This window comes from Brevibacillus sp. FSL K6-0770, assembly GCF_038000275.1.
GTDB classification, from domain to species: Bacteria; Bacillota; Bacilli; order Brevibacillales; family Brevibacillaceae; genus Brevibacillus; species Brevibacillus parabrevis.
The window spans coordinates 4815274-4835189 of record NZ_JBBOBQ010000001.1 but is presented as its reverse complement, the minus strand read 5'-3'; the positions used below and the strand labels follow the sequence as shown (position 1 = coordinate 4835189).

At 53.1% G+C, this 19916-nt stretch carries 24 protein-coding genes; 18 read left to right on the top strand and 6 right to left on the bottom strand.

The window, feature by feature from the left end; all coding sequences use genetic code 11:
- The first annotated feature begins 44 nt into the window (after nt 1–44).
- Nucleotides 45–950 carry a lipoyl synthase gene (gene lipA, locus NST23_RS22975; protein WP_122964499.1) on the top strand — a complete coding sequence of 302 codons (906 nt, stop codon included), beginning with the start codon at nt 45–47 and terminating at the stop codon, nt 948–950.
- Nucleotides 951–1025: 75 nt separating this feature from the next.
- On the opposite strand, the gene NST23_RS22970 is transcribed toward lipA, so the two are convergent.
- On the bottom strand, nt 1026–1931 hold the full coding sequence (locus NST23_RS22970) for a YhcN/YlaJ family sporulation lipoprotein (RefSeq protein WP_229049744.1): 906 nt from the start codon (nt 1929–1931) through the stop codon (nt 1026–1028).
- A gap of 116 nt (nt 1932–2047) precedes the next feature.
- Here NST23_RS22970 and NST23_RS22965 point away from each other — a divergent pair, with 116 nt between their 5' ends.
- Nucleotides 2048–2686, top strand: a complete 639-nt coding sequence (locus tag NST23_RS22965; protein WP_229049743.1) for a YutD family protein — start codon at nt 2048–2050, stop codon at nt 2684–2686.
- Nucleotides 2687–2748: 62 nt separating this feature from the next.
- Here the strand turns inward: NST23_RS22965 and NST23_RS22960 are convergent, their stop codons facing one another.
- From NST23_RS22960 to glpX, 3 genes are all read right to left on the bottom strand, one after another.
- Entirely contained in the window at nt 2749–3000 is a 252-nt protein-coding gene (locus NST23_RS22960) for a hypothetical protein (RefSeq protein ID WP_122964502.1), read from the bottom strand.
- A gap of 151 nt (nt 3001–3151) precedes the next feature.
- Complete coding sequence (locus NST23_RS22955) at nt 3152–3421, bottom strand: DUF3055 domain-containing protein (RefSeq protein ID WP_122964503.1); 270 nt, start codon at nt 3419–3421, stop codon at nt 3152–3154.
- 12 nt (nt 3422–3433) lie between these two features.
- A complete protein-coding gene (gene glpX / locus NST23_RS22950) occupies nt 3434–4408 on the bottom strand; it encodes a class II fructose-bisphosphatase (RefSeq protein WP_173596751.1) in 975 nt (324 codons plus the stop codon).
- Nucleotides 4409–4519: 111 nt separating this feature from the next.
- Here glpX and NST23_RS22945 point away from each other — a divergent pair, with 111 nt between their 5' ends.
- From NST23_RS22945 to NST23_RS22930, 4 genes are all read left to right on the top strand, one after another.
- On the top strand, nt 4520–4636 hold the full coding sequence (locus NST23_RS22945) for a hypothetical protein (RefSeq protein ID WP_007777847.1): 117 nt from the start codon (nt 4520–4522) through the stop codon (nt 4634–4636).
- Nucleotides 4637–4646: 10 nt separating this feature from the next.
- Nucleotides 4647–5081 carry a DUF86 domain-containing protein gene (locus NST23_RS22940; RefSeq protein WP_340964653.1) on the top strand — a complete coding sequence of 145 codons (435 nt, stop codon included), beginning with the start codon at nt 4647–4649 and terminating at the stop codon, nt 5079–5081.
- Nucleotides 5082–5175: 94 nt separating this feature from the next.
- Entirely contained in the window at nt 5176–5802 is a 627-nt protein-coding gene (locus NST23_RS22935; RefSeq protein WP_122964506.1) for a helix-turn-helix transcriptional regulator, read from the top strand.
- A gap of 140 nt (nt 5803–5942) precedes the next feature.
- Nucleotides 5943–6722 (top strand): TIGR01457 family HAD-type hydrolase, encoded by a 780-nt coding sequence (locus NST23_RS22930; RefSeq protein WP_340964651.1) that lies wholly within the window; start codon nt 5943–5945, stop codon nt 6720–6722.
- On the opposite strand, the gene NST23_RS22925 is transcribed toward NST23_RS22930, so the two are convergent.
- Nucleotides 6705–7226, bottom strand: a complete 522-nt coding sequence (locus NST23_RS22925) for a phosphatidylglycerophosphatase A family protein (protein ID WP_122964508.1) — start codon at nt 7224–7226, stop codon at nt 6705–6707. The two genes, NST23_RS22930 and NST23_RS22925, sit on opposite strands and share 18 nt — an antisense overlap.
- A 120-nt stretch (nt 7227–7346) precedes the next feature.
- Here NST23_RS22925 and NST23_RS22920 point away from each other — a divergent pair, with 120 nt between their 5' ends.
- Genes NST23_RS22920 through NST23_RS22910 form a run of 3 tightly spaced genes read left to right on the top strand, consistent with a single transcriptional unit; the run spans nt 7347 to nt 10295 of the window.
- Nucleotides 7347–8432: a hypothetical protein gene (locus tag NST23_RS22920; RefSeq protein ID WP_274874328.1), complete on the top strand. Its 1086-nt coding sequence runs from the start codon at nt 7347–7349 to the stop codon at nt 8430–8432.
- Entirely contained in the window at nt 8389–9348 is a 960-nt protein-coding gene (locus NST23_RS22915; protein WP_340964649.1) for a 2-hydroxyacid dehydrogenase, read from the top strand. The genes NST23_RS22920 and NST23_RS22915 overlap by 44 nt, the downstream gene beginning before the upstream one ends.
- Nucleotides 9345–10295, top strand: a complete 951-nt coding sequence (locus NST23_RS22910; protein ID WP_122964511.1) for an alpha/beta hydrolase — start codon at nt 9345–9347, stop codon at nt 10293–10295. The genes NST23_RS22915 and NST23_RS22910 overlap by 4 nt, the downstream gene beginning before the upstream one ends.
- A gap of 52 nt (nt 10296–10347) precedes the next feature.
- Here the strand turns inward: NST23_RS22910 and NST23_RS22905 are convergent, their stop codons facing one another.
- Nucleotides 10348–10569 carry a NifU family protein gene (locus NST23_RS22905; RefSeq protein ID WP_122964743.1) on the bottom strand — a complete coding sequence of 74 codons (222 nt, stop codon included), beginning with the start codon at nt 10567–10569 and terminating at the stop codon, nt 10348–10350.
- A gap of 193 nt (nt 10570–10762) precedes the next feature.
- On the opposite strand from NST23_RS22905, the gene cysK reads away from it, so the two are divergent.
- From cysK to NST23_RS22860, 9 genes are all read left to right on the top strand, one after another.
- On the top strand, nt 10763–11686 hold the full coding sequence (cysK, locus tag NST23_RS22900; protein ID WP_063227383.1) for a cysteine synthase A: 924 nt from the start codon (nt 10763–10765) through the stop codon (nt 11684–11686).
- 1 nt (nt 11687) lies between these two features.
- On the top strand, nt 11688–12821 hold the full coding sequence (locus NST23_RS22895) for a bifunctional cystathionine gamma-lyase/homocysteine desulfhydrase (protein WP_340964645.1): 1134 nt from the start codon (nt 11688–11690) through the stop codon (nt 12819–12821).
- Between the two features lie 54 nt (nt 12822–12875).
- Nucleotides 12876–13211, top strand: a complete 336-nt coding sequence (locus tag NST23_RS22890) for a YuzD family protein (RefSeq protein WP_063227385.1) — start codon at nt 12876–12878, stop codon at nt 13209–13211.
- Between the two features lie 140 nt (nt 13212–13351).
- Nucleotides 13352–14566, top strand: coding sequence for a hypothetical protein (locus tag NST23_RS22885; protein WP_340964643.1), 1215 nt, complete (start codon nt 13352–13354; stop codon nt 14564–14566).
- 200 nt (nt 14567–14766) lie between these two features.
- Nucleotides 14767–15660 carry a hypothetical protein gene (locus tag NST23_RS22880; protein WP_340964640.1) on the top strand — a complete coding sequence of 298 codons (894 nt, stop codon included), beginning with the start codon at nt 14767–14769 and terminating at the stop codon, nt 15658–15660.
- 254 nt (nt 15661–15914) lie between these two features.
- Nucleotides 15915–16256: a hypothetical protein gene (locus NST23_RS22875; RefSeq protein ID WP_063227388.1), complete on the top strand. Its 342-nt coding sequence runs from the start codon at nt 15915–15917 to the stop codon at nt 16254–16256.
- A 420-nt stretch (nt 16257–16676) separates the two neighbouring features.
- The gene (locus NST23_RS22870) at nt 16677–17975 is read left to right on the top strand and encodes a hypothetical protein (RefSeq protein ID WP_141254219.1); all 1299 of its coding nucleotides are present in this window, start codon (nt 16677–16679) and stop codon (nt 17973–17975) included.
- 13 nt (nt 17976–17988) lie between these two features.
- Entirely contained in the window at nt 17989–18915 is a 927-nt protein-coding gene (locus tag NST23_RS22865) for an ABC transporter permease (protein WP_122964516.1), read from the top strand.
- Nucleotides 18916–19035: 120 nt separating this feature from the next.
- Nucleotides 19036–19905, top strand: a complete 870-nt coding sequence (locus NST23_RS22860; RefSeq protein WP_122964744.1) for an ABC transporter permease — start codon at nt 19036–19038, stop codon at nt 19903–19905.
- Nucleotides 19906–19916 lie beyond the last annotated feature (11 nt).

Sequence of the window (19916 nt, the reverse complement as noted above, 5' to 3'; positions counted from 1 at the left end):
AGATTGATTATGTCTCGTACCAAGATACATGAGGAGTGGGCCCTATGACGCAACGCAAGCCGGAGTGGCTCAAGATCAACCTTGTTTCAGGACCAGAACTCGCCAGCTTCAAAGAGTTGAAGCAAACGATGCGCAGCAAGACGCTACATACTGTTTGCGAAGAAGCCAAATGCCCCAACATTCATGAATGCTGGGCCAGCGGAACAGCTACGTTCATGATTTTGGGTGATATATGTACCCGTGCCTGTCGGTTTTGCGCAGTAAAAACCGGATTGCCGACGGAGCTTGATGTGGCCGAACCGGAACGCGTGGCAGAAGCAGCCGAGCAGATGCGTTTGCGACATGTTGTCGTGACTTCTGTTGCCCGCGACGACCTGAAAGACGGAGGCGCACAAATTTTCGCAGAGACGATCCGGGCGATTCGCCGTCGTCTGCCGTTTGCCTCTGTGGAAGTATTGATTCCCGATTTCCAAGGAAACTGGGATGCATTGAAGCTCGTCATGGACGCGAAGCCAGACGTGCTGAACCACAATATTGAGGCTGTTCGCCGCCTGTCCGATCGCGTGCGGGCGCGCGCCAAGTACGACCGGACTTTGGAACTGTTGAAAAAGGCGAAGGAATTTCAGCCAAACATTCCAACGAAGTCCAGCCTGATGATCGGCGTAGGCGAGACGCTCGAAGAAGTGATCGAGACAATGGACGATTTGCGTTCCGCAGATGTCAACATCATGACAATCGGTCAGTACCTGCAACCGACGAAAAAGCACCTGAAGGTAGAGCACTATTACCATCCGGATGAATTTGCCCGCCTGAAGGAAGAGGGCATGAAGCGGGGCTTCAGCCACGTCGAAGCAGGGCCGCTCGTACGCAGCTCTTACCATGCCCACGAACAGGCCAATGCAGCGAAGGAAACCATCGCCAAGGAAACAGCAATGCCACAGGCGCAATAACAGGGAAGAACCCCTCCTGCAAGCGAGACGAGTCGCGGCAAAAGGGGTTCTTTTTACGTACAGGGGAGATTCGCACTAGCGACTGGTTGTACCCATGTTAGCTTTGTGGGTTGCATGCGCGTTCGTTTGCGCTTTTGTGCTGGTTCCTTGCTCGCGATCCGTCATGCCGCCCATTCGCTTGATCAGCGTATCGATGCTGGCTGCGTCTTCGTTACGCGCCGTATGCAGATTGCTTGAGCGGCTGGCGACACGGGCGATTTCCTGAATGTCGTTCGGATTGTCCGTTACGTACACTTTGTAGTAACGTGGTGAAATCGACTGCGCATTCATTTTCGCCTGGTTTTTGGCGGTGCGGGCGTCAGCTCCCTGCGTGTTCAGGCCGACGAAGATTTCTTCATCCGTCACCAGGACAGTAGATTGCTGAACGCCGGGGCAGCTCGTTGTGACGTTGCCGACTGCTTGCGCCAGCGCATCACGGTCTACATAGACGTTTTGGGCGCCAGCGGTCTTCATGCTGGCCCGGTTCGTCTGGACGTAGCCCATTTTCGGCATGCCGGTTTGCATGATGCCAGCTCCTGCACGATTCCAGGCCCGCTTTTGATAAATGGAATGATTCATTCCATTCGGCGTGCCCAACGCTCCGGCGTTGTGGTCGGTAAAGGCGTTGTACGGTCGCATGCCACTTGTGTAGGCATTGTAATTGTTGACGTTCGCCCGTGGATACGTCCCGTTCGGATGCAGGCCATTATCGACGCCAGGCGCGTTGTTCAGACCGACCCCGTTACGCACGTGCAGTCCGTCAAAGTTTGCGGAGCGCACACCGTCGTAGTTGCGGACATGCAGCCCGTCAACATTCGTTACGTGAGGAGCAGCCTGATTCGGATGCGTGTAGTTCGGCGCAGCGTTGTTTGCGCAAGCGGAAGCCAAGAGAGCAATGCCTGCAATCGCAGGATACAACCATGTCTTTTTCAATGGTAACACCCCCTACACGATAGAATGTCCAGGGGGCAGGTGCAGTTTTCGTGGGAATTTTATCTCTTGCTGTTTGAAATATGGTAAGATGTACAAAAGTAAACAAGTGTAAGGAGGAAGCGGACTTGATTCGCACGCAAGCCGGTACTTATGAAGTCATGGAAGAAAATCGCGACGGCTGGAATCCGGAAGCATTCAGGGAGCGTTACAGCGATATCCTCGATAAATACGATTACATCGTAGGGGACTGGGGCTACGGACAGCTTCGTCTGCGGGGATTTTATACAGATGCCAATCGCAAAGTACCGTTCGAGCAGAGGATCGCCGCTTTGGATGAGTACCTGCACGAGTTTTGCAACTTTGGCTGCCCGTACTTCGTCTTGCGCAAAGTGAAGGATGCCATTGGACATAGCGGTGGAGAGCACGAAGGCAACGACGATAATCCGGACACGATTCTCGATATTCGCCATGACGCGTCAAGGGGAGAAAGTTCGGCTGTCATTGTCGAACGCAAGGACCGACGTCGTTTTAACCCCCGGCAAAACAAGCAGGATCGCCAGGAGCGAAACAATAACGGAGCTTCCCACGACCGTTCCGGTGCTGGTCGCAACGATCGGTCAGACAAGCCCAAGTTCCACAAAGAAAAGCAGGACAAAAACGGCAAGGACTCTTCCTCGCGGGAAAAACGTCCGAACCAGATGCGTCCCAACCGGGAGCGCGACAAAGTTCCGACTGGTCAGAACACGCCCAAGCGTGACACATAGAAAGACAAAAGCAAACAGCCCCGGGACTAGGGGCTGTTTTGCTGTACATAAATCTTGCTTCATCAAAAGCCGCCGCCGTAAAACGGAAAGGGCTGATACGGGTACGGGTAGTAGGGATAGGAGTATGGATACGGGTATGGATAGTAATAAGGCGGATAGTAGCTATAAGGGAGCGGAATGATCACAGGGCCAATTCCTTCGTCTCTTCTTCGGCGAAAGAAGACGGGATGCGCCTGGTCTTCCGGAATCATCTGGTATTGTTCGTCCGCCTGATGGCCCTGCAACTGGTTTTCGTCAGCTTGATACGGTTGCATATTGCGACTGCACTCCTCTCAGTGTCTGTATGTGCAGTAGCAGTATACGAGACATCCGCCTGCAAGGAGCGTTGTCCCGATGGAAATGGGCAGCAAAAAAGCCTATCCCCGGGCTCTTGTGTCAAGAGCGGGATAGGCCCAAAAAGCGGAATTAAACGACAGTCTCCAAAAAAGTTTTCAGCTCTTCTGCTTCCCGCTCGTTCAGATTGAAGGCAAATTCGAGGTAGCCTTCTTCTTCGAGATCGTCGTGCCCGATAATGGCAGAGCGGCCGTTTTGGATGTTGATGACGATTTTTTTGCCGTAAAAACGGTTTGTCGTCGTGATAGCCAGATCGAATCGGGTAGCTTCGCCCATAAAGCTGACGAAGCGGGTTTTCGTGTCCTCCGGTTCGTCGTACAAGAAAAACAGGTCATTCACCATAAATACGCTCCTCTACTTCCATAACAGATTTGGTTTGTGTTCGATATTGTGCAAAGCGCGGACAAAACGGATCGTTTTCGTTTGGGCGCGCATGACGATGGAATGCGTCTCCACCATATCGTCGCCCAGGTAGCGAACTCCTTGAAGCAGCTCGCCGTCCGATACGCCTGTGGCGGCAAAAATGGCGTCGTCTCCTTTTACCATATCGTTCAAGGTCAACAACTGCTCCGGATTGGTCAGGCCCATCTTGATACAGCGTTCGCGTTCCCCGTCATTTTGCGGCTTGAGCATCGCCTGCATGTCTCCGCCGAGGCATTTGATCGCCGCCGCGCTAATGACGCCTTCCGGTGCTCCGCCGATCCCGAGAAACAGGTCGATCCCTGTATGTGGCAGACAGGCGGCAATCGCTGCGCCTACATCGCCATCGCCGAACAGTTTGACGCGCGCGCCTTTTTCCCGCACCGTGTCGATGATGTGCTGGTGCCGCTCCCGTTCCTGAACGATCACAGTCACGTCGGAAACGCGCTTGTTGTTCGCTTTCGCTACCACTTCAATCATTTTATCCACGGGATCAAGCAAGTTGATTTGTCCCGCAGCCCGTTTGCCCACAGCCATTTTCATCATGTACATGTCAGGGGCATGAAGCAGCGTTCCGCGGTCACCGATCGCGATGACCGACATGGCATTGTTGTGGCCTTTGGCGACGATCGTGGTTCCTTCCAGCGGGTCGACAGCGACATCAACCTCCGGGCCGCCAGCTTCGGGGTGACCGAGTTTTTCGCCAATGTACAGCATCGGCGCTTCATCCAGCTCTCCTTCGCCAATCACGACGGTTCCCCGCATGTTGATGGTGTCGAACATGGCGCGCATGGCGCTTGTCGCCGCTCCGTCCGCTTCATTTTTCTTTCCCCGACCCATCCAGTGAGACGAGGCGAGGGCAGCCATTTCCGTCACCCGCACGATTTCCAATGCCAGTTCGCGTTCCACAGTTGTGTTCCTCCCTTTATGCCGGCAAAATTCACCCCATCATTGTAACACAAAGTACAAGCTGATTCGTGACAGCAGGGACAAATTTGGTATACTGTTGGAGGAAAAGAGGTGAAAGCCGTGAGCAATTCCTATTTGCAGGAAGGGGAATTGGTCCTTCTCGTCCTGGTGCTGACATTTGTGTTTACTACCTATTATGCGAAACGAAAAGCCAAAAAGCGAAAATAAGGAGAATCTTATGTACGACGTGAATACAAAGCGAATTGACCAAGTTTTAGCATATATGTCTCTCATGCTTGATCTGCTGGACAAGCTCAGGGAACGAGGAGCCGAGGCGGTTTTGGCGGATGAAGTGGCTGTTGCAGCGATGGAGCGAGCCCTGCACTTGTCCATCGAAGGAATTGTCGATGTAGGGAATGCGTTGATCGACGGCTTTATCATGCGTGACCCTGGCAGCTATAGCGACATCGTAGAAATTTTGCGTGACGAACAAGTCATTACAGATGAGCAAGCGGTCGTCTTGACGCGCATCGTTGATTTCCGCAAGCATCTGGTGATTGACTACACAAGCGTTCCGGCTGGAGAAATGTTTGCGCTGGCAGAAGAGGCAGTCGCAGCGATGCGCCAGTTTGACCCGCAAGTTCGCGCTTTTTTGCAGAAAGAATTGTTCTAGAAAATGGAGAAGCGGATTTTTTATACAAAACACTTTCGTTTGTTTACTAAAGCGTGCCGATCCGCTACAATAAGTAGAAAGGACGGTGATACGTATGACAAACGAGGGGACGTCCACTCGTGACCAAATCCTGCACATGCTCAAGGTAAAAGGCTCACTCTCTGTCAGCGACATGGCCGTCGAGCTTGGCATTACTGAAATGGCGGTCAGACGCCATCTGAATACTTTGGAGAGAGACAATCTGATCAAGTCCACGCTTGTAAGACAAGCAATGGGACGACCGACGAATGTATATTCCTTGTCGCAGGAAGCAGATGAGCTGTTTCCGCGCAATTATTCTCATTTGACACTGGATTTCCTGCAAGATTTGAAAGACATCGACGGAATGGGCAAAGTCGAGATGCTGTTTCGCCGCCGCGAAAATCGCCTGGAGGAATCGTATCGCTCCCAAGTGCAAGGGGAGTTGAAGGACCGCGTAGCGAAGCTGGCGGAGCTGCAAAACGAAAAAGGCTACATGGTGGAATGGGAAGCGGACGCCGACGGCAACACGTACCGCATTCAGGAGTTCAACTGTCCGATCGCCCAAGTCGCGCGCGAGTTCAACCAGGCTTGTACCTGTGAGCTTTCCTTGTTCCGCCGCGTGCTGAACGCCGATGTGGAGCAAACCTCCTGCATGGCAAAAGGCGGAGACAAGTGCGTGTTTGAAATCAAAAAAGCGTAAATACAGTGTCAGTGATAGCCACTTTTGTACGATTGCGTGCGAGGGTGGTTTTTTGCTGTTGAAAAAACATACAGCCGACTCGTCAAACGATGAAAAAGCGGGTATGGTAAATGGGTACAACAGGGTGGAGGAGATCAGACATGAAACCATACAAAGGCTATTTGCTCGATTTGGACGGAACGATTTACCGTGGTCATGAAGCGATCCCAGGGGCTGCCGAGTTTGTCCGCTATTTGCAGGACAAGCAGATTCCGTACCTGTTTTTAACCAACAACTCTTCGACATCGGCTGAACGAGTGGCGGATCGGTTGACGGGGATGGGAATCGAGGCGGCTGCCCGTGACGTTTACACGACAAGCATGGCGACTGTCCAGTATTTACAAGAGCAGGCGCCCGCCGGGGCAAACGTATACGCGATCGGGGAGGAAGGCTTGCTGACACAACTGGAAGCAGCAGGCTATCGCCTGACCGAAGCTGATCCGGACTACGTCATTGTCGGAATCGACCGTGCCTTTACCTACGAAAAGCTCGCAGTGGCTGCGCGCGCGATCCGTTCAGGAGCCACTTTTATCGCAACCAATGCCGACGCTGCTTTGCCTACTGACGCGGGGCTATTCCCGGGGAACGGCTCGTTGGTAGCGGCTGTTTCCGTTGCATCCGCCACCAAACCGATTGTGATTGGCAAACCGGAGTCCATCATCGTGCGCTATGCGCTGGAAGTGCTCGGGACAAAAGCTTCCGAGACGTTAATTGTCGGCGATAACCTGTTTACCGATATTGAAGCCGGAGCAAACAGCGGGTTGGACAGCCTGCTCGTTTTGACTGGCTACTCTACGCGTGAGGAAGCCGCCAGCCATACGGCAAAGCCGACGTATGTCGCCAGCGATTTGCCGGAATGGCAGCTACGAATCTCGCTCTAGACACTCTTCCTGCTGCTTTTGGCGATGGGCAATCCGGCTCGAAGCTGCTGCGGCTACCGCTCCTACGAGGTCGTCCAAAAACGTGTGGACGCCGAAGCTTTTGTCGTTGAGCTGGGCGAGCTTGCCGTGTTTAAGCTTGTCGACATAGCCGAAGTTGGTAAAGCCGATGCTGCCGTACAAATTCACGATGGCGAGCGCCAGCACTTCATCTACGCCATACAAAGGCTCGTCCGCTTCAATAATCGACTGGAGCGGGGGCAGCAGCTGTTTTTGTTCGGCGAGCATGTCCAGCTGAATGCCAGTCAGCAAGGCATTTTGCACCTCGCGCTTGTTCAGAACGGCCTGCACGCTCTCCAGACACAGCTGCATCGTCAGATCAGGGACGTATTGTTCTTGCAGGAAAAAGACAATCTCGGCGATGTCGTCGAGGGAAACGCCGCGTTTCGTCAAAAGCTCAATGACCGCCTCCAGGCAGCTTTCGCTGTTCAGCGGGTGTTCGACCATCGGTATTCCTCCTTTTCTGGCAAACATGGGTGCTCCTAGTATCTGCAGCCAGATAGGCACCTATCCCGGCTTGGCGACATACAATGCGCCTAGAGAAGGTGTGCAAGGAGGCTGACCTGTATGGAGGAAAAAGAACTGCTTCAGGAGCAGTATGGATTCCAACTGCAAAATTATCGGGTGACGGGCGCCAGCAAAGTGCTCGAAACCGACCAGGGCTTGTATTACATGTTTGAAGCGCCGGCAGGGTATCGATACAAAAGCAAATTCATCGAGAAAGTGCGCAAGCATCTGGAGCAGCAAAAAGACATTCGGATGCTCAAGCTGGTCAAGACGACGGGCGGGCAGCCCCATTTTGTCGAGGATGAACAGCTATACTACTTGTATCGGGGAGTGCGCGAGTCGGTTCCGGAAAATTCGTTTTACGCCAGCGGACAGTCGTTGGCGCAGTTCCACCAGGCGACGAAAAATTTTTCCGGCGAAAAACTGTTCATCCCGTACAGCTCGCTTGGAAACTGGCCGAGTACGTGGAGACGGAAATTGCGGCATTACAACGAGTACCGCGATGAACTGGATGAGTCCGATGCCGAGCTGACGCCGATGGATGAGCTGCTTTTGACTTGCTACACGTACGTGCATCAGCTTGGGGAAATATCTGTGCAATACTTGCTGGAAGCGGGCTACGACAAAGTCGTGAAAGAAACGGCAGGACTTGGAAAAGTAGCCTACCAAAATTTTGATCAAGGGTATATGCTATGGAATGAGAAGGATGTACGCCTGATGGCGGGAGAATGGAACTGGGTTCTCGACATGCGGGCTCGCGATCTTGGGCAATGGCTGAAAGCCGAAACGAAGCGCAACGGTTGGGACGACGAAGCCGTGATTCACTTTTTGGACGGCTACAACAGTGTTGCGCCGTTGCTGACAGGAGAGTACGCCGTCATTTACGCCCTCATGCTCTACCCTGGCCGTTTTTTGAAGCTCGTGGAGTCGTACAAGGAGCTTCCGCTGGAGGAGCGGCAGGAAGTAAACGCGGAAGGCTGGCAATCCCAACTGGAAGACGAGCTTGCGAAAATGGAAGAAGGACTCCGGCGCTATCCCCGTCTGGTCGCAGATCATTATGGCGTCACCATTCCACAAATCGATTGGCTGTGGAGGCAAAACAATGAGCAAGCCACAAGTATTCGTCACGAGGAAACTGACCAATGAAGTCATAGCCATGCTGGAGACGGTAGCCGATGTGAAGCAATGGGAGGAGGACACTCCTGTGCCGCGCGAAAAGCTGCTCGAAGAGATCGAGCACGCCGATGCGGTGCTGACCATGCTGACGGAACGGGTGGACGAGGAGCTTTTGGCTCGTGCCAAAAAGCTGCGAGTCGTCGCGAATATGGCTGTGGGCTATGACAATATCGATGTGCCTGCCTGCAAAAGACGCGGGATCGCGGTGACCAATACGCCAGATGTTTTGACGGAAGCGACCGCAGACCTGGCATTCGCCCTGCTGCTTGCGACTGGCCGGAGAGTGACGGAAGCCAACCGCTTTTTGCTCGCAGGCGAGTGGACGTCATGGAGCCCGTACTTGATGGCAGGACAAAGCGTGTACGGAGCTACGCTTGGCATTATCGGCATGGGGAGAATCGGGGAAGCGGTCGCACGGCGAGCAGCCGGGTTCAACATGCGCATTTTGTACCATAACCGCAATCGCAAGGAAGAGGCGGAGGCCAAGACGGGAGCGCGGCTGGTTGGGCTGGAGGAATTGCTTCAGGAAGCGGATTACGTCGTGCTGCTGACGCCGCTGACAGCGGAAACGAAGCACCTGATGGGAGCGCGTGAATTTTCCCTGATGAAAAAATCGGCGGTCTTCGTGAACGTTTCCCGTGGCGGAACCGTCGATGAAGCCGCTTTGTATCATGCTTTGACCACTGGACAGATTTGGGCGGCGGGGCTGGACGTATTTGCCCAGGAGCCAGTTCCGCTCGATCATCCGCTTTTGGCGCTGAAAAATGTGGTGGCGCTCCCGCACATTGGCAGTGCCACGATCCAGACGCGCAATGAGATGGCGTCGCTGGCCGCCGCCAATATTGTCGCTGTACTGAGTGGAAAGGAGCCGTTGACCGCTTTATGAGCACCGTGTTGATCATCGTGGCGAGCCTTTTGCTGCTGGGGATTCTGGCCGCTTCCGCCGTCGCTTTGCATGTGACGTGGCGCTTGACGCATCCGGTGCGCAAACCGATTGACATGAACCCGGAGGACTTCGGACTGGTGGCGGCGGAAGCGGTTGTTTTTCCCAGTCGGGAGACAACTATTTCGCTCTCGGGCTGGTATCATTCCGCTGCCCGAAACGGGCGCACGCCGAATGGCCGGACGCTGATTTTTGCCCATGGCTACAGCCAAAACAGGCAAGAGCCGCACCTTCCCGCTCTGGCGCTCGCAAGCAAACTCGTTCAGGCGGGCTACGATGTGTTGATGTTCGATTTTCGTAACAGCGGGGAGTCGACTCCGGCTTTGACCACAATCGGTTTGCGCGAGCAGCATGACTTGCTCGGCGCGATTGATTTTGTGGCGGCGAAGCATCCCGAACAAACCATTGGACTCGTCGGTTTCTCCATGGGCGCGGCGACTTCTTTGCTCGTCGGGGGAAGAGATGAGCGGATTGCGGCAGTGGTGGCGGACTCTCCCTTTTATTCGCTCAGCGAGTATTTGGAAGAAAATTTGCCGCAATGGACGGGCCTCCCGCGCTTTCCTTTCAACTGGCTGATCTTGACGCTGAGTCCGGTTTTTCTCAGGGCGAATCCGCGTCATGTCAAGCCTTTTGAGATCGTTCGCCAAGCGAAAAAGCCGATCCTGTTCATTCATGGCACGGGAGATCATACGGTGCCTGCGGAAAACAGCAAGCGGCTGCACGCTCTGGCAGAAGACGAGGATTCGCAAATTTGGCTGGTGCCGCACGCTGGGCACGTACGCAGCTTTGCTTTGATTCCCGACGAGTACGCAGAGCGGGTCATCGCCTTTTTGGAAAGAGGCATGGCGAAAACGGGGCAAAGTGGCAAGGCATCGATCTTGGGAAAATGAAAAAAGCAGCTACGCGTAAGCGGATAGCTGCTTTCATGGCTGTGCGCCTGGATTAGAATACTTGTTGAACTTCCTTGATGCCTGGGATTTCTTCCACCAGTGCACGTTCAATCCCTGCTTTCAGGGTAATGGTGGACGAAGGGCAGCTGCCGCATGCACCCATCAGGCGCAGCTTTACGATGCCTTCTTCTACGTCAACGAGTTGTACGTCGCCACCGTCACGTTGCAGGTAAGGGCGCAGTTTATCGAGAACTTCTTGTACTTGATCCATCATATCCATGGTCGATTCACTCCTTTCCAACCTCTCCTTTATTATAATCGTACGCCGGTGATAAATCCATGGCTTACATGCCCTGTCGACACTTTCCTGGGAGAAGTATAATCAAAGTGGGCTGGCATGGACTTTTTGCAATAGCAGCATGTTATAATGAAAAAGCAAGTACTTCAACATAAGGAGTCAGATCTTCGTGAACGTATTTCGCAATGTGAAGGAACTGATTGGCAATACACCAATCGTCGAAATTACACAGTTTGAGCTTCCAGAAGGAGTGCGCTTGTTCGCCAAACTGGAATACTTTAACCCAGGTGGCAGCGTAAAAGACAGACTGGGCATGGAATTGATTCGCGCCGCTGAAGAGAGCGGCCAGCTGAAGCCAGGCGGCACCATTATCGAACCGACAGCAGGGAATACAGGGATTGGCGTAGCACTGGCCGCTGTAGGAACCGGCTATAAAGTCATTTTTTGCGTACCAGCCAAATTTTCCGAGGAAAAGCAAGAGTTGATGCGCGCACTTGGAGCCGAGGTTGTAAATACCCCGACTGAACTGGGGATCAAGGGAGCGATTGCCAAAGCACAAGAGCTGGCAGCATCGATTCCGGGCTCATTCGTGCCGCAGCAGTTCGCTAACCCGGCAAACCCTGACGCCCACTACAAGACGACAGGCCCTGAAATCTGGAGCCAGATGGACGGACAAGTAGACGTGTTCGTTGCAGGCGCCGGGTCTGGTGGTACGTTCATGGGGGCTGCCCGCTACCTGAAGGAGCAAAACCCGAACGTCAAAACCGTCATCGTGGAGCCAGAAGGTTCGATTTTGAACGGGGGAGAATCCGGTCCGCACAAAACGGAAGGGATCGGCATGGAATTTTTGCCGCCATTTATGGACACTAGCTATTTCAATGCGATTCACACGATTCTCGATGTGGAAGCATTTGATCTGGTCAAGCAGCTCGCAGCCAAAGAAGGCTTGCTCGTCGGAAGCTCTGCCGGAGCAGCGATGGCAGCAGCTTTGCGCGAAGCGAAAGAAGCAGCGCCGGGTACCAACATCGTCACGCTGTTTGCCGATGGCAGCGAACGCTATCTGAGCAAAAAAATCTACCAGGGGGGAATCTAAGATGCGCATTAAAACTCGTCTGATCCACGGCGGTATCGATGGAGATCCACATACAGGAGCGGTTTCCGTTCCGATTTACCAAGTGAGCACGTACAAACAGGAAGCGATTGGCGTGCACAAAGGCTTCGAATACTCCCGTACGGGCAACCCGACGCGTCACGCGCTGGAAACGTACATTGCCGAGATCGAAGGCGGAGCGCGCGGCTTTGCTTTTGGCTCCGGGATGGCGGCTTTGTCCACGATTTTGTCTTTGTTCAGCAAAGGCGATCATCTTGTAGTGGGTGACGATGTGTACGGCGGTACATATCGCGTCGTAACCCGCGTATTTTCCCGTATGGGTCTGGAAGCAAGCTACGTCGACACGAGCAACCTGGAAGCGGTAGAGGCAGCCATTCGCCCGGAAACAAAGGCGATCATCATGGAAACGCCGACCAACCCATTGCTCAAAGTAAGCGACATCCGTGCGCTGGCAGACATCGCCAAAGCAAAAGACGTGCTGCTCGTAGTCGACAACACGTTCATGACTCCATACTGGCAAAATCCGCTCGATCTGGGCGCAGACATCGTGTTCCACAGCGCAACGAAGTATTTGGGCGGACATAGCGATGTGGTCGCTGGTCTGGTCGTTGCAAAAGATGCGCAGCTTGGCGAAGACCTGCATTTCGTGCAAAATGCGATTGGCGGCGTCCTCGGCCCACAAGATTCCTGGCTGCTTCTGCGCGGGATGAAAACGCTCGGAATCCGCATGGAAGAGCATGAGCACAACGCCCGCACGATAGCAAAATGGCTGTCTGAGCGCAGCGACATCAAACGTGTCATCTATCCTGGCTTGTCCAATCACTCCGGTCACGAGCTGATCCAAAAACAGGCTCGCGGCTTTGGCGGCATGATCTCCTTCGACGTTGGCAGCGCAGAGCGTGCCGATGAAGTTTTGGCAAAAGTGAAGTATTACACATTGGCAGAATCGCTCGGGGCAGTAGAAAGCCTGATCAGCGTGCCTGCTCGTATGACGCATGCTTCCATCCCGGCAGAACGCCGCGCCGAGTTGGGCATCACAGATGGACTGGTTCGCATTTCCGTGGGAATCGAAGATGTGCAAGACCTGATTGAAGATCTGGATCAGGCTCTGTCCTAAATCGCATAACGAATGCAACTCAGCTACGGACGGACTCGCGAGGAGGCGGATGAGATGAGTGTGGAAATCAAGGTATTCGGAACCGAACAGCTTTGCGCAAGCTGCGTCAATTTGCCATCTGCCAAAGAGACAGCAGAATGGTTGCAGGCTGCCCTTTCTCGCAAATACGGAAGCGACAGCATCCGCATCGTGTACAGCGACTTTCAACAGCCGCAGACAGACGATGACAAAAGCTGGGCGACACGCATCATTGAGGAAGATTTATGGTATCCGCTTGTCGTAATTTCCGGGGAAATTGTCGGCGAGGGAAATCCTAAGCTGAAAGATATTTACGAAAAGCTGGAAAGCATGGGGGTTGCCCCGGTAGCTGTCCAGACTGAGAGCGAATAAGCTATCGCCAAAAGCTCGACCAGGTGGATACAAACCGATCAGATGAGAAGCATCTGGTCGGTTTTTTTATGTTGATATGTTACTTTCCATTTCTTTCCGCGTCCATATTGGTATGACATGAAAAAAGGATGATTTTGACCATGCAAGGAAAACAGTTTGTTTTTAGCCTGCTGACGTGCACGCTTTGTCTCTCGGCTGTGTCAGTTGTGTCGCCCGCTCTGGACATAGCCGCAGCGGCTGCTCCTGGTTATAAAATCACATACAAGCTCCCGGCTAATCCAGAGAAGTATTTGTTTTTGAATGTGCAGATGGTTTCGCTCGCGAACCCGCAGACGCCTGCGACAGTGCGGGAGTATCCGATCAAACAGTATTTGGTTGACTCGACGGGGAATCTCGACCATTACAAATTGGAGTTTGACGACAACCGAAAGTTTGTCACATCCAAAAAAGGCTTCCTGTGGAACTTTTATCAGATGATCGGGATTTTTCCGCCTGCGTATCCAGAGGGTGGGAAACTTGCTGAACTGGATCGGCAAATCGATACTTTGGATGGCTATTCCCCTGAAGGGCTACAGGCGAGGAAGGCGCGTGCCGAGCTGGAGCTGAACGCCCGAATACAGCCACTCATCCATGCCGGGTATGTCAAACCGGAGGAAATCGATGACGGGATTGCGACAAGAGAATTTGTCGCGACGGTGTTTTATCGTGCATTCAAAGATGTGCGTCCTTACCACGGAGGCATTGACCTGAAAGACTCGGAGAATGAAGCCGTGCGCTGGGCGGTGGAGAGTGGGCTGCCAGGTTTTCCCGTAGACAGCAAAGGATTTGTGTTCCCGCAGTCACCGCTCGATCTGGAACCAGGAGAGAAAAATTTCCCGGAGACGTATGCCTATGACCGTGTCTTTCAGTTTGTTCAGCTGATTTTGCCAGGGAAAAAGACAGCAAGCGGCTGGGCGTACTATCAAGTGAAGCTGCTGCCCGGAATGGCGCCTGTGCAGCCGCGAGAGATCATCTCGGTCAACGGCAAGCCTTTTGCAGAGGGAGCAGAGAACTACTCGATTGAACAGACGAACGAATACCAAAATGCCAGCAGAAAAATCGCCCAGCATTTCGTTCAGCGCTTCCCGCAATTGCTTGAGCAAGCGCGCAAAGATGCGCTGAAGCCGCGCGTCTGGGATTGGAGCCGGGACGTGATCCACCATCCGACATTCGCCAAGCAGGTCGCCGCCTACCGCAAAAACAAGAGCAGCCAAAACTTGAACGCTGTGTATCAGGCGGTGCGAGCGCACTATAATCTGAGCATTCGCCAAGACTCGGCTGCGAATGTGAAAAGCGTGCTCGACAACGTCAAGTAAGCTGTGGCACAGGCGCTTTTTTGCCTGCCGGGAAGGGAACAGAGCGAGAAAGCGGCGCACTTTCTGCAACTGGTTGCCCGCCCCTGCACAGAAAGTTTTTACCTCTTTGTTTTTGATTCGTAAACCGTTTGTAACGAATTAAGATGGGCTTCGTCCTATAGTTGTACATGAAGACAAGAACAACTTGGGAGGAAAAAACAATGAATAAAAAATGGATGAAGCCCGCTGCATTCCTCGTATTGGCAGGAGTAGTAGGAGTTGCAGGTTTGAATATGGCAGGAACGAAAGTGGCGCACGCTGATTCGGAAAAAGGCAAGCTGTTCGCAGCGGCAGCAGACTTGAAGCTCGACAAAAACACGTACGTCATCGATGTAAAGTCCGCCGATGTGAACGGCGACAAGGTTGAAGATAAAGTATTTCTGGTTGGACAAAAAGAAAAGGCAGACGACATCTACGCTTCCAACATGAACATTGTTGTACAAGACGGCAAATCGAAAGCGTACAGTACAACAGACCTCAAGGAACTGGGCGGCTACGAAGGCGAACTGACTCTCGTAGACTTTACCGGAGATCACGTAGCAGATGCGTTTGTAAAAACCGCAACGGGCGGCAGCGGTGGCATTTACAGCCACGTCATTGCCACTTTCGCAAACAACAAGCCCGCTGTCATTTTTGGCGAAAAGGAAAACGAGGGCATCCGCTATGAAGGCAAGTTCGTGGATGGCTTTAAAGTAGAGGGCAAAGGCTCCAAGCTGGACAAGCCGCTGACCATTGACGTGAGTGCGAATCAGGACGTATATGTCGCAGCGAAGCTGTACGACAAAGCAGGCAAAGTGCAGGCAAACGGCGACGATGTAAACGTCTTTTCGTATCCGTTCGGCTCGCTTACGCCAGTCGACATGGATGGAAACGGAACGTTTGAACTTGTAGGAGAACAGCGAATCGTGGGCATGAACAACACAGATACCGTGTCCCGCATCAACTCCGTATGGGGCTATCAGGGCGAGGGCAAATGGAATCCTTGGGAAGTGGAATACTCTACCTTCCTGATCAAGCATCCAGGCGAAGCGATCAACACAATGATCGGCAAATAACATACTTGCCTTGCCTATGCCACAACAGAGGGGGTGTCTCCAAAGTCGATTTTCCGACCAGGAGACGCTCCTTTTTTCGTGTGACAAAACTGACAAAACGTAGGGAAACTGTGGTTCGGGTTTTGGGCTTTTTTGTTCGTCTTTTTGGGGCGGCCCCTCGCTGCTTTTTCCCGGCCAAAAGGTGTTGGTGTTCTATCGTCCAGCGGTCGCACATATCCTTCTTTGGAAGAGCCTAAATCAAGGAGGACGAGCCGATGGAACAGCTAATCGCCCGCTTTTATGAATTGAAAGAAATCCAGAAGCAGGTAGAGGATGAACTTGGCGCGCTGCGAAGCAAGCTGCTCGACGCCTACGCGGAAGCCGGAAGCGCCGAGGAAGGTGACTTCAAGCTGTTGATCAGCTACCAGGAGCGGCGAGACTACAGCGACGATCGCTTGTACAATTCGTTGCCCGACCCGTCTCTTTGGCGGCTCATGTCGCGGGCGGACACCGGGAAAATTGCCAGTCTGCTTAAACTGAATGTGATTCACGAGAAGATACTGGAAGGCACATATGAGCAGAAAAAGGTGCCTGTGCTGCGGGTGCAGAAGTTGTGAGGGGGAATTTCCGTTAGGCAGCAGCGAGCGGTAAAAACAGTGTAATTTAAAAAGCGCACTATAAAAGGAACAGCAAAGCGGATAAGAGCTTATTCCAGCGCAATGAGCGTGTGAGAATAAGCTTTTTTTGTGTGGGCAAATAGGCGAGCGACGCCCTAGGCAGGGGTGCTCCCTCGACTTTCTTCTATAGCAATTCCTTATACCCACCCCCCTCCTCCCAACAAAAAAATGATACCTAATATAGATTGACAATTCTGATTTTTATAAATAATATTAATTTAACTCGAATTACAGACATATTACAGAACGAAAAATGTCGAAAAGTCACTGCTTGACTGCTCGTTAAATTGGATTTTATTGCCAAATCCTTTTATCTTTACGAATAGCAGACTAATTAAAGAACAAGTAGAAGGTGATTAATTGAACCTAACATTCGCTGTCATTGGTCCCAGGTTGCTAGTCGAAGATATTTGCACCGTGCTCGCGGAGTTTCCGCATATCGAACCGATCAGGCTCATTTACGATTCGGAAAAGAGTGTGCGGGAGCTGCTCCAGGAATGCATGGAAGTTTACGATGTCTACTTTTTCAGCGGCGATGTGCCGTTCCTTCTCTCCCAGGACCTGATCCCGCCCCATTCGTGCTCGATTTTCATCCCCTTCGAAGGAACTGATCTGTACAGAGCGATCTTCCAGATTTATCGCCACTATCACTTTTTCCCGACCATCAGCTTTGACGGTATTCCAGCCAAGCACTTGCAAGAGTTTTTTGACGAGATTGAAGCGAAAGGAGTGCATTGGTTCTCGAAAAACATGGACGGCTTCCAAAATTCGGAGGAGCTGTACGAGCATCATCTGACGCTATGGCAAGAGGGCAAGGCGCAAGTCGTTGCCACCAGCATTCACTCCGTCTACGAGCGCTTGAAGGGTGAGCACGTCCCGGTCTTTTTCATCAAAAGCACGAAGCAGCTCATTCGCGACACGATCAATAAAGCACTGTGGCTGGCGCGGGATCAGAAAAAGCAACTGGCGCAAATTACGGTGCTGCAATTTCGGATCGAGCCTGCCGAGGGCGAACAGCTTGGCGATGCGCTCGACAAATATCAAAAGAAAGTGACGGAGTTCAGCAAACGGCTGTTTGCGTCGATGACGAGCGCCGATCCGGGGCAGTACACGTTGTATACCACGCGGGGGATCGTGGAAAAAGTGACCAAAGACTTTTCCAGCTTTCCCGTCCTGAAAAACAGCAGCGGAGAGCTGGGAACGATGAACCTGGGCATCGGCATGGGCGAGACAGTCGAGCGGGCTTTGTACAATGCCAATCGCGCCGTCGAATTTGCTTTTCGCAACCCGGGCAACAGCGCCTATCTCATCGACGACCAGATGAAGGTGCTCGGTCCGCTCGGCACGCGCAACACGCTCGATTATTCCCTCATCGGCGAAGAGCGGGGCGATTTTGTCTCGACGTCGATTCGCAAGCTGTTTTCCTGGCTCCAGCTCATCCAGAAAAACGAGGTGACGACACGGGAAATTAGCGTCGGAATGAACACGGGGGAGCGCAATGCAGCGAGGATGGTGCAGAAGATGAAGGAAAAAGGGATAGCCGAAGTCATCGGCACGGAATCGATGAGTCAGCGAGGCAGGCCGAGGCCGATTTATCGCATCGATCTGCACAAGCTGTCTCTGGAAGTAAAAGTGCGGCACGACCCGAAAGACGTTTAAAAGGAGGTTTGAGATGGCTGGCTATATCGTGAAGCGGTTTTTTGCGAGCATATTGACGATGTTTGTCCTCATCACGATCACGTTTTTTCTGATGCACGCCGTGCCGGGAGGGCCTTTCAGCCCGGCGGAGGAACGGAAAGTGCCCAAAAGCGTCATGGAAAAGATGGAGGAAAAATTCGGCTTGAATGAACCACTGAGCGTCCAGTACGTGAATTACTTGAAAAGCATTGCCCAGGGCGATCTCGGCTTTTCCTTCAAGCAGTCCGATGTGACGGTGAATGAATTGATCTCACGCGGCTTCCCTGTCTCCGCAAAAGTCGGGCTGGTGGCGATCGTCGTAGCGCTCATCGTCGGGATGCTGCTTGGCATTACGTCAGCGATCAAGCGCGGAAAATGGGCGGATTGGGCATCGATGATCTTTGCCACAGTCGGCATCTCCATTCCGAATTTCGTCATTACCGTGCTGATGCTGTTTCTGTTCGCCGTTGTCCTGAAGCTTTTGCCTACCTACGGATTGTCCAGCTGGAAGCATTACATTTTGCCTGTCATCGGTCTTGCCTTTGGCCCGATCGCTTATATCGCCAGGTTGATGCGTTCCAGCATGCTGGAAGTGATGCGCCAGGACTACATTTTGACAGCGCGGGCCAAAGGCGTCCCGGAATACCGCGTCATTTTCAAGCACGCACTGAAAAACGCGATTATCCCGATCGTCACGTATTTGGGGCCGCTGGTCGCCGCCTTGTTAACGGGGAGCTTCATCGTGGAGCGCGTGTTTTCCATCCCGGGCATCGGCAGGGACTTCGTGACGGGCATCAGCGACCGGGATTACTCGGTTATTTTGGGGCTGACCGTCTTTCTCGGGCTTTTCATCATCGTGGCAAACTTTATCGTGGACGTTTTGTACGCGATTATCGACCGGCGGGTAAAAATCGAGGAGTAGGTGATGACGAACATGAATTACGCCTGGAAGGGGAGCGAGGGGGCCAATCTGCGCGGAGACAGGGAGCAGGAGTGGGCGGATATTCCCGATGAGGATTTCGCCAGACTGGACGCTGGCACGATGCAAAGCGAGACGATCTCGCGTCCGAGCAAATCGTACTGGCAAGACGCGTGGAGCCGTTTTCGGAAAGACCCGCTGGCGATGATCGGTTTGTGCACGATTGTGGTCATTGCCGTTGCGGCGATCGTCGGCCCGCTGTTTTCCGCGTACACGTACGATGGACAGGATATTGCCAATCAAAATCAGGGGCCGTCTGCGGAGCATTGGTTCGGAACGGACAAATTCGGGCGGGACATTTTCGTGCGTGCCCTGTACGGTGCGCAAATCAGCCTGACGATCGGGGTAGCGGCTGCGGCGATCAATCTCGTAATCGGCGTTATTTACGGCGGAATCTCCGGCTATCTCGGCGGCAAGGTCGACATGGTGATGATGCGGATTGTCGACATCATGATCGGCGTGCCCGAGCTGCTGTACATTATTTTGCTGATGATGTTCCTCGGCAATACGATCGAGAGCATCCTGATTGCGATGTCGCTGACGTACTGGATCGGGACGGCGCGGATGGTTCGCTCCCAGGTTATCACGCTCAAGCATCAGGAGTTTGTGCTGGCGGCGCGGGCTACAGGCTCTTCCAACATGCGCATTTTGTTCAAGCATCTGATTCCGAACAGCATGGGCCCGATTATCGTGACCGTTACGTTTCTCGTGCCGTCGGCGATCTTCACGGAAGCGTTTCTCAGCTTTTTGGGGATCGGGATTCAGGTGCCGATGGCAAGCTGGGGCACGCTCGTCAACGATGCGATTCCGACTTTGTTTACCCAGCCGTATCAGATGCTGTTCCCGGCACTCGCGATCAGCATTACGATGTTTGCACTGAACTTCATCGGTGACGGCTTGCGCGATGCGCTGGACCCAAGGCTAAAGAAATAAAGGCGGGTGAT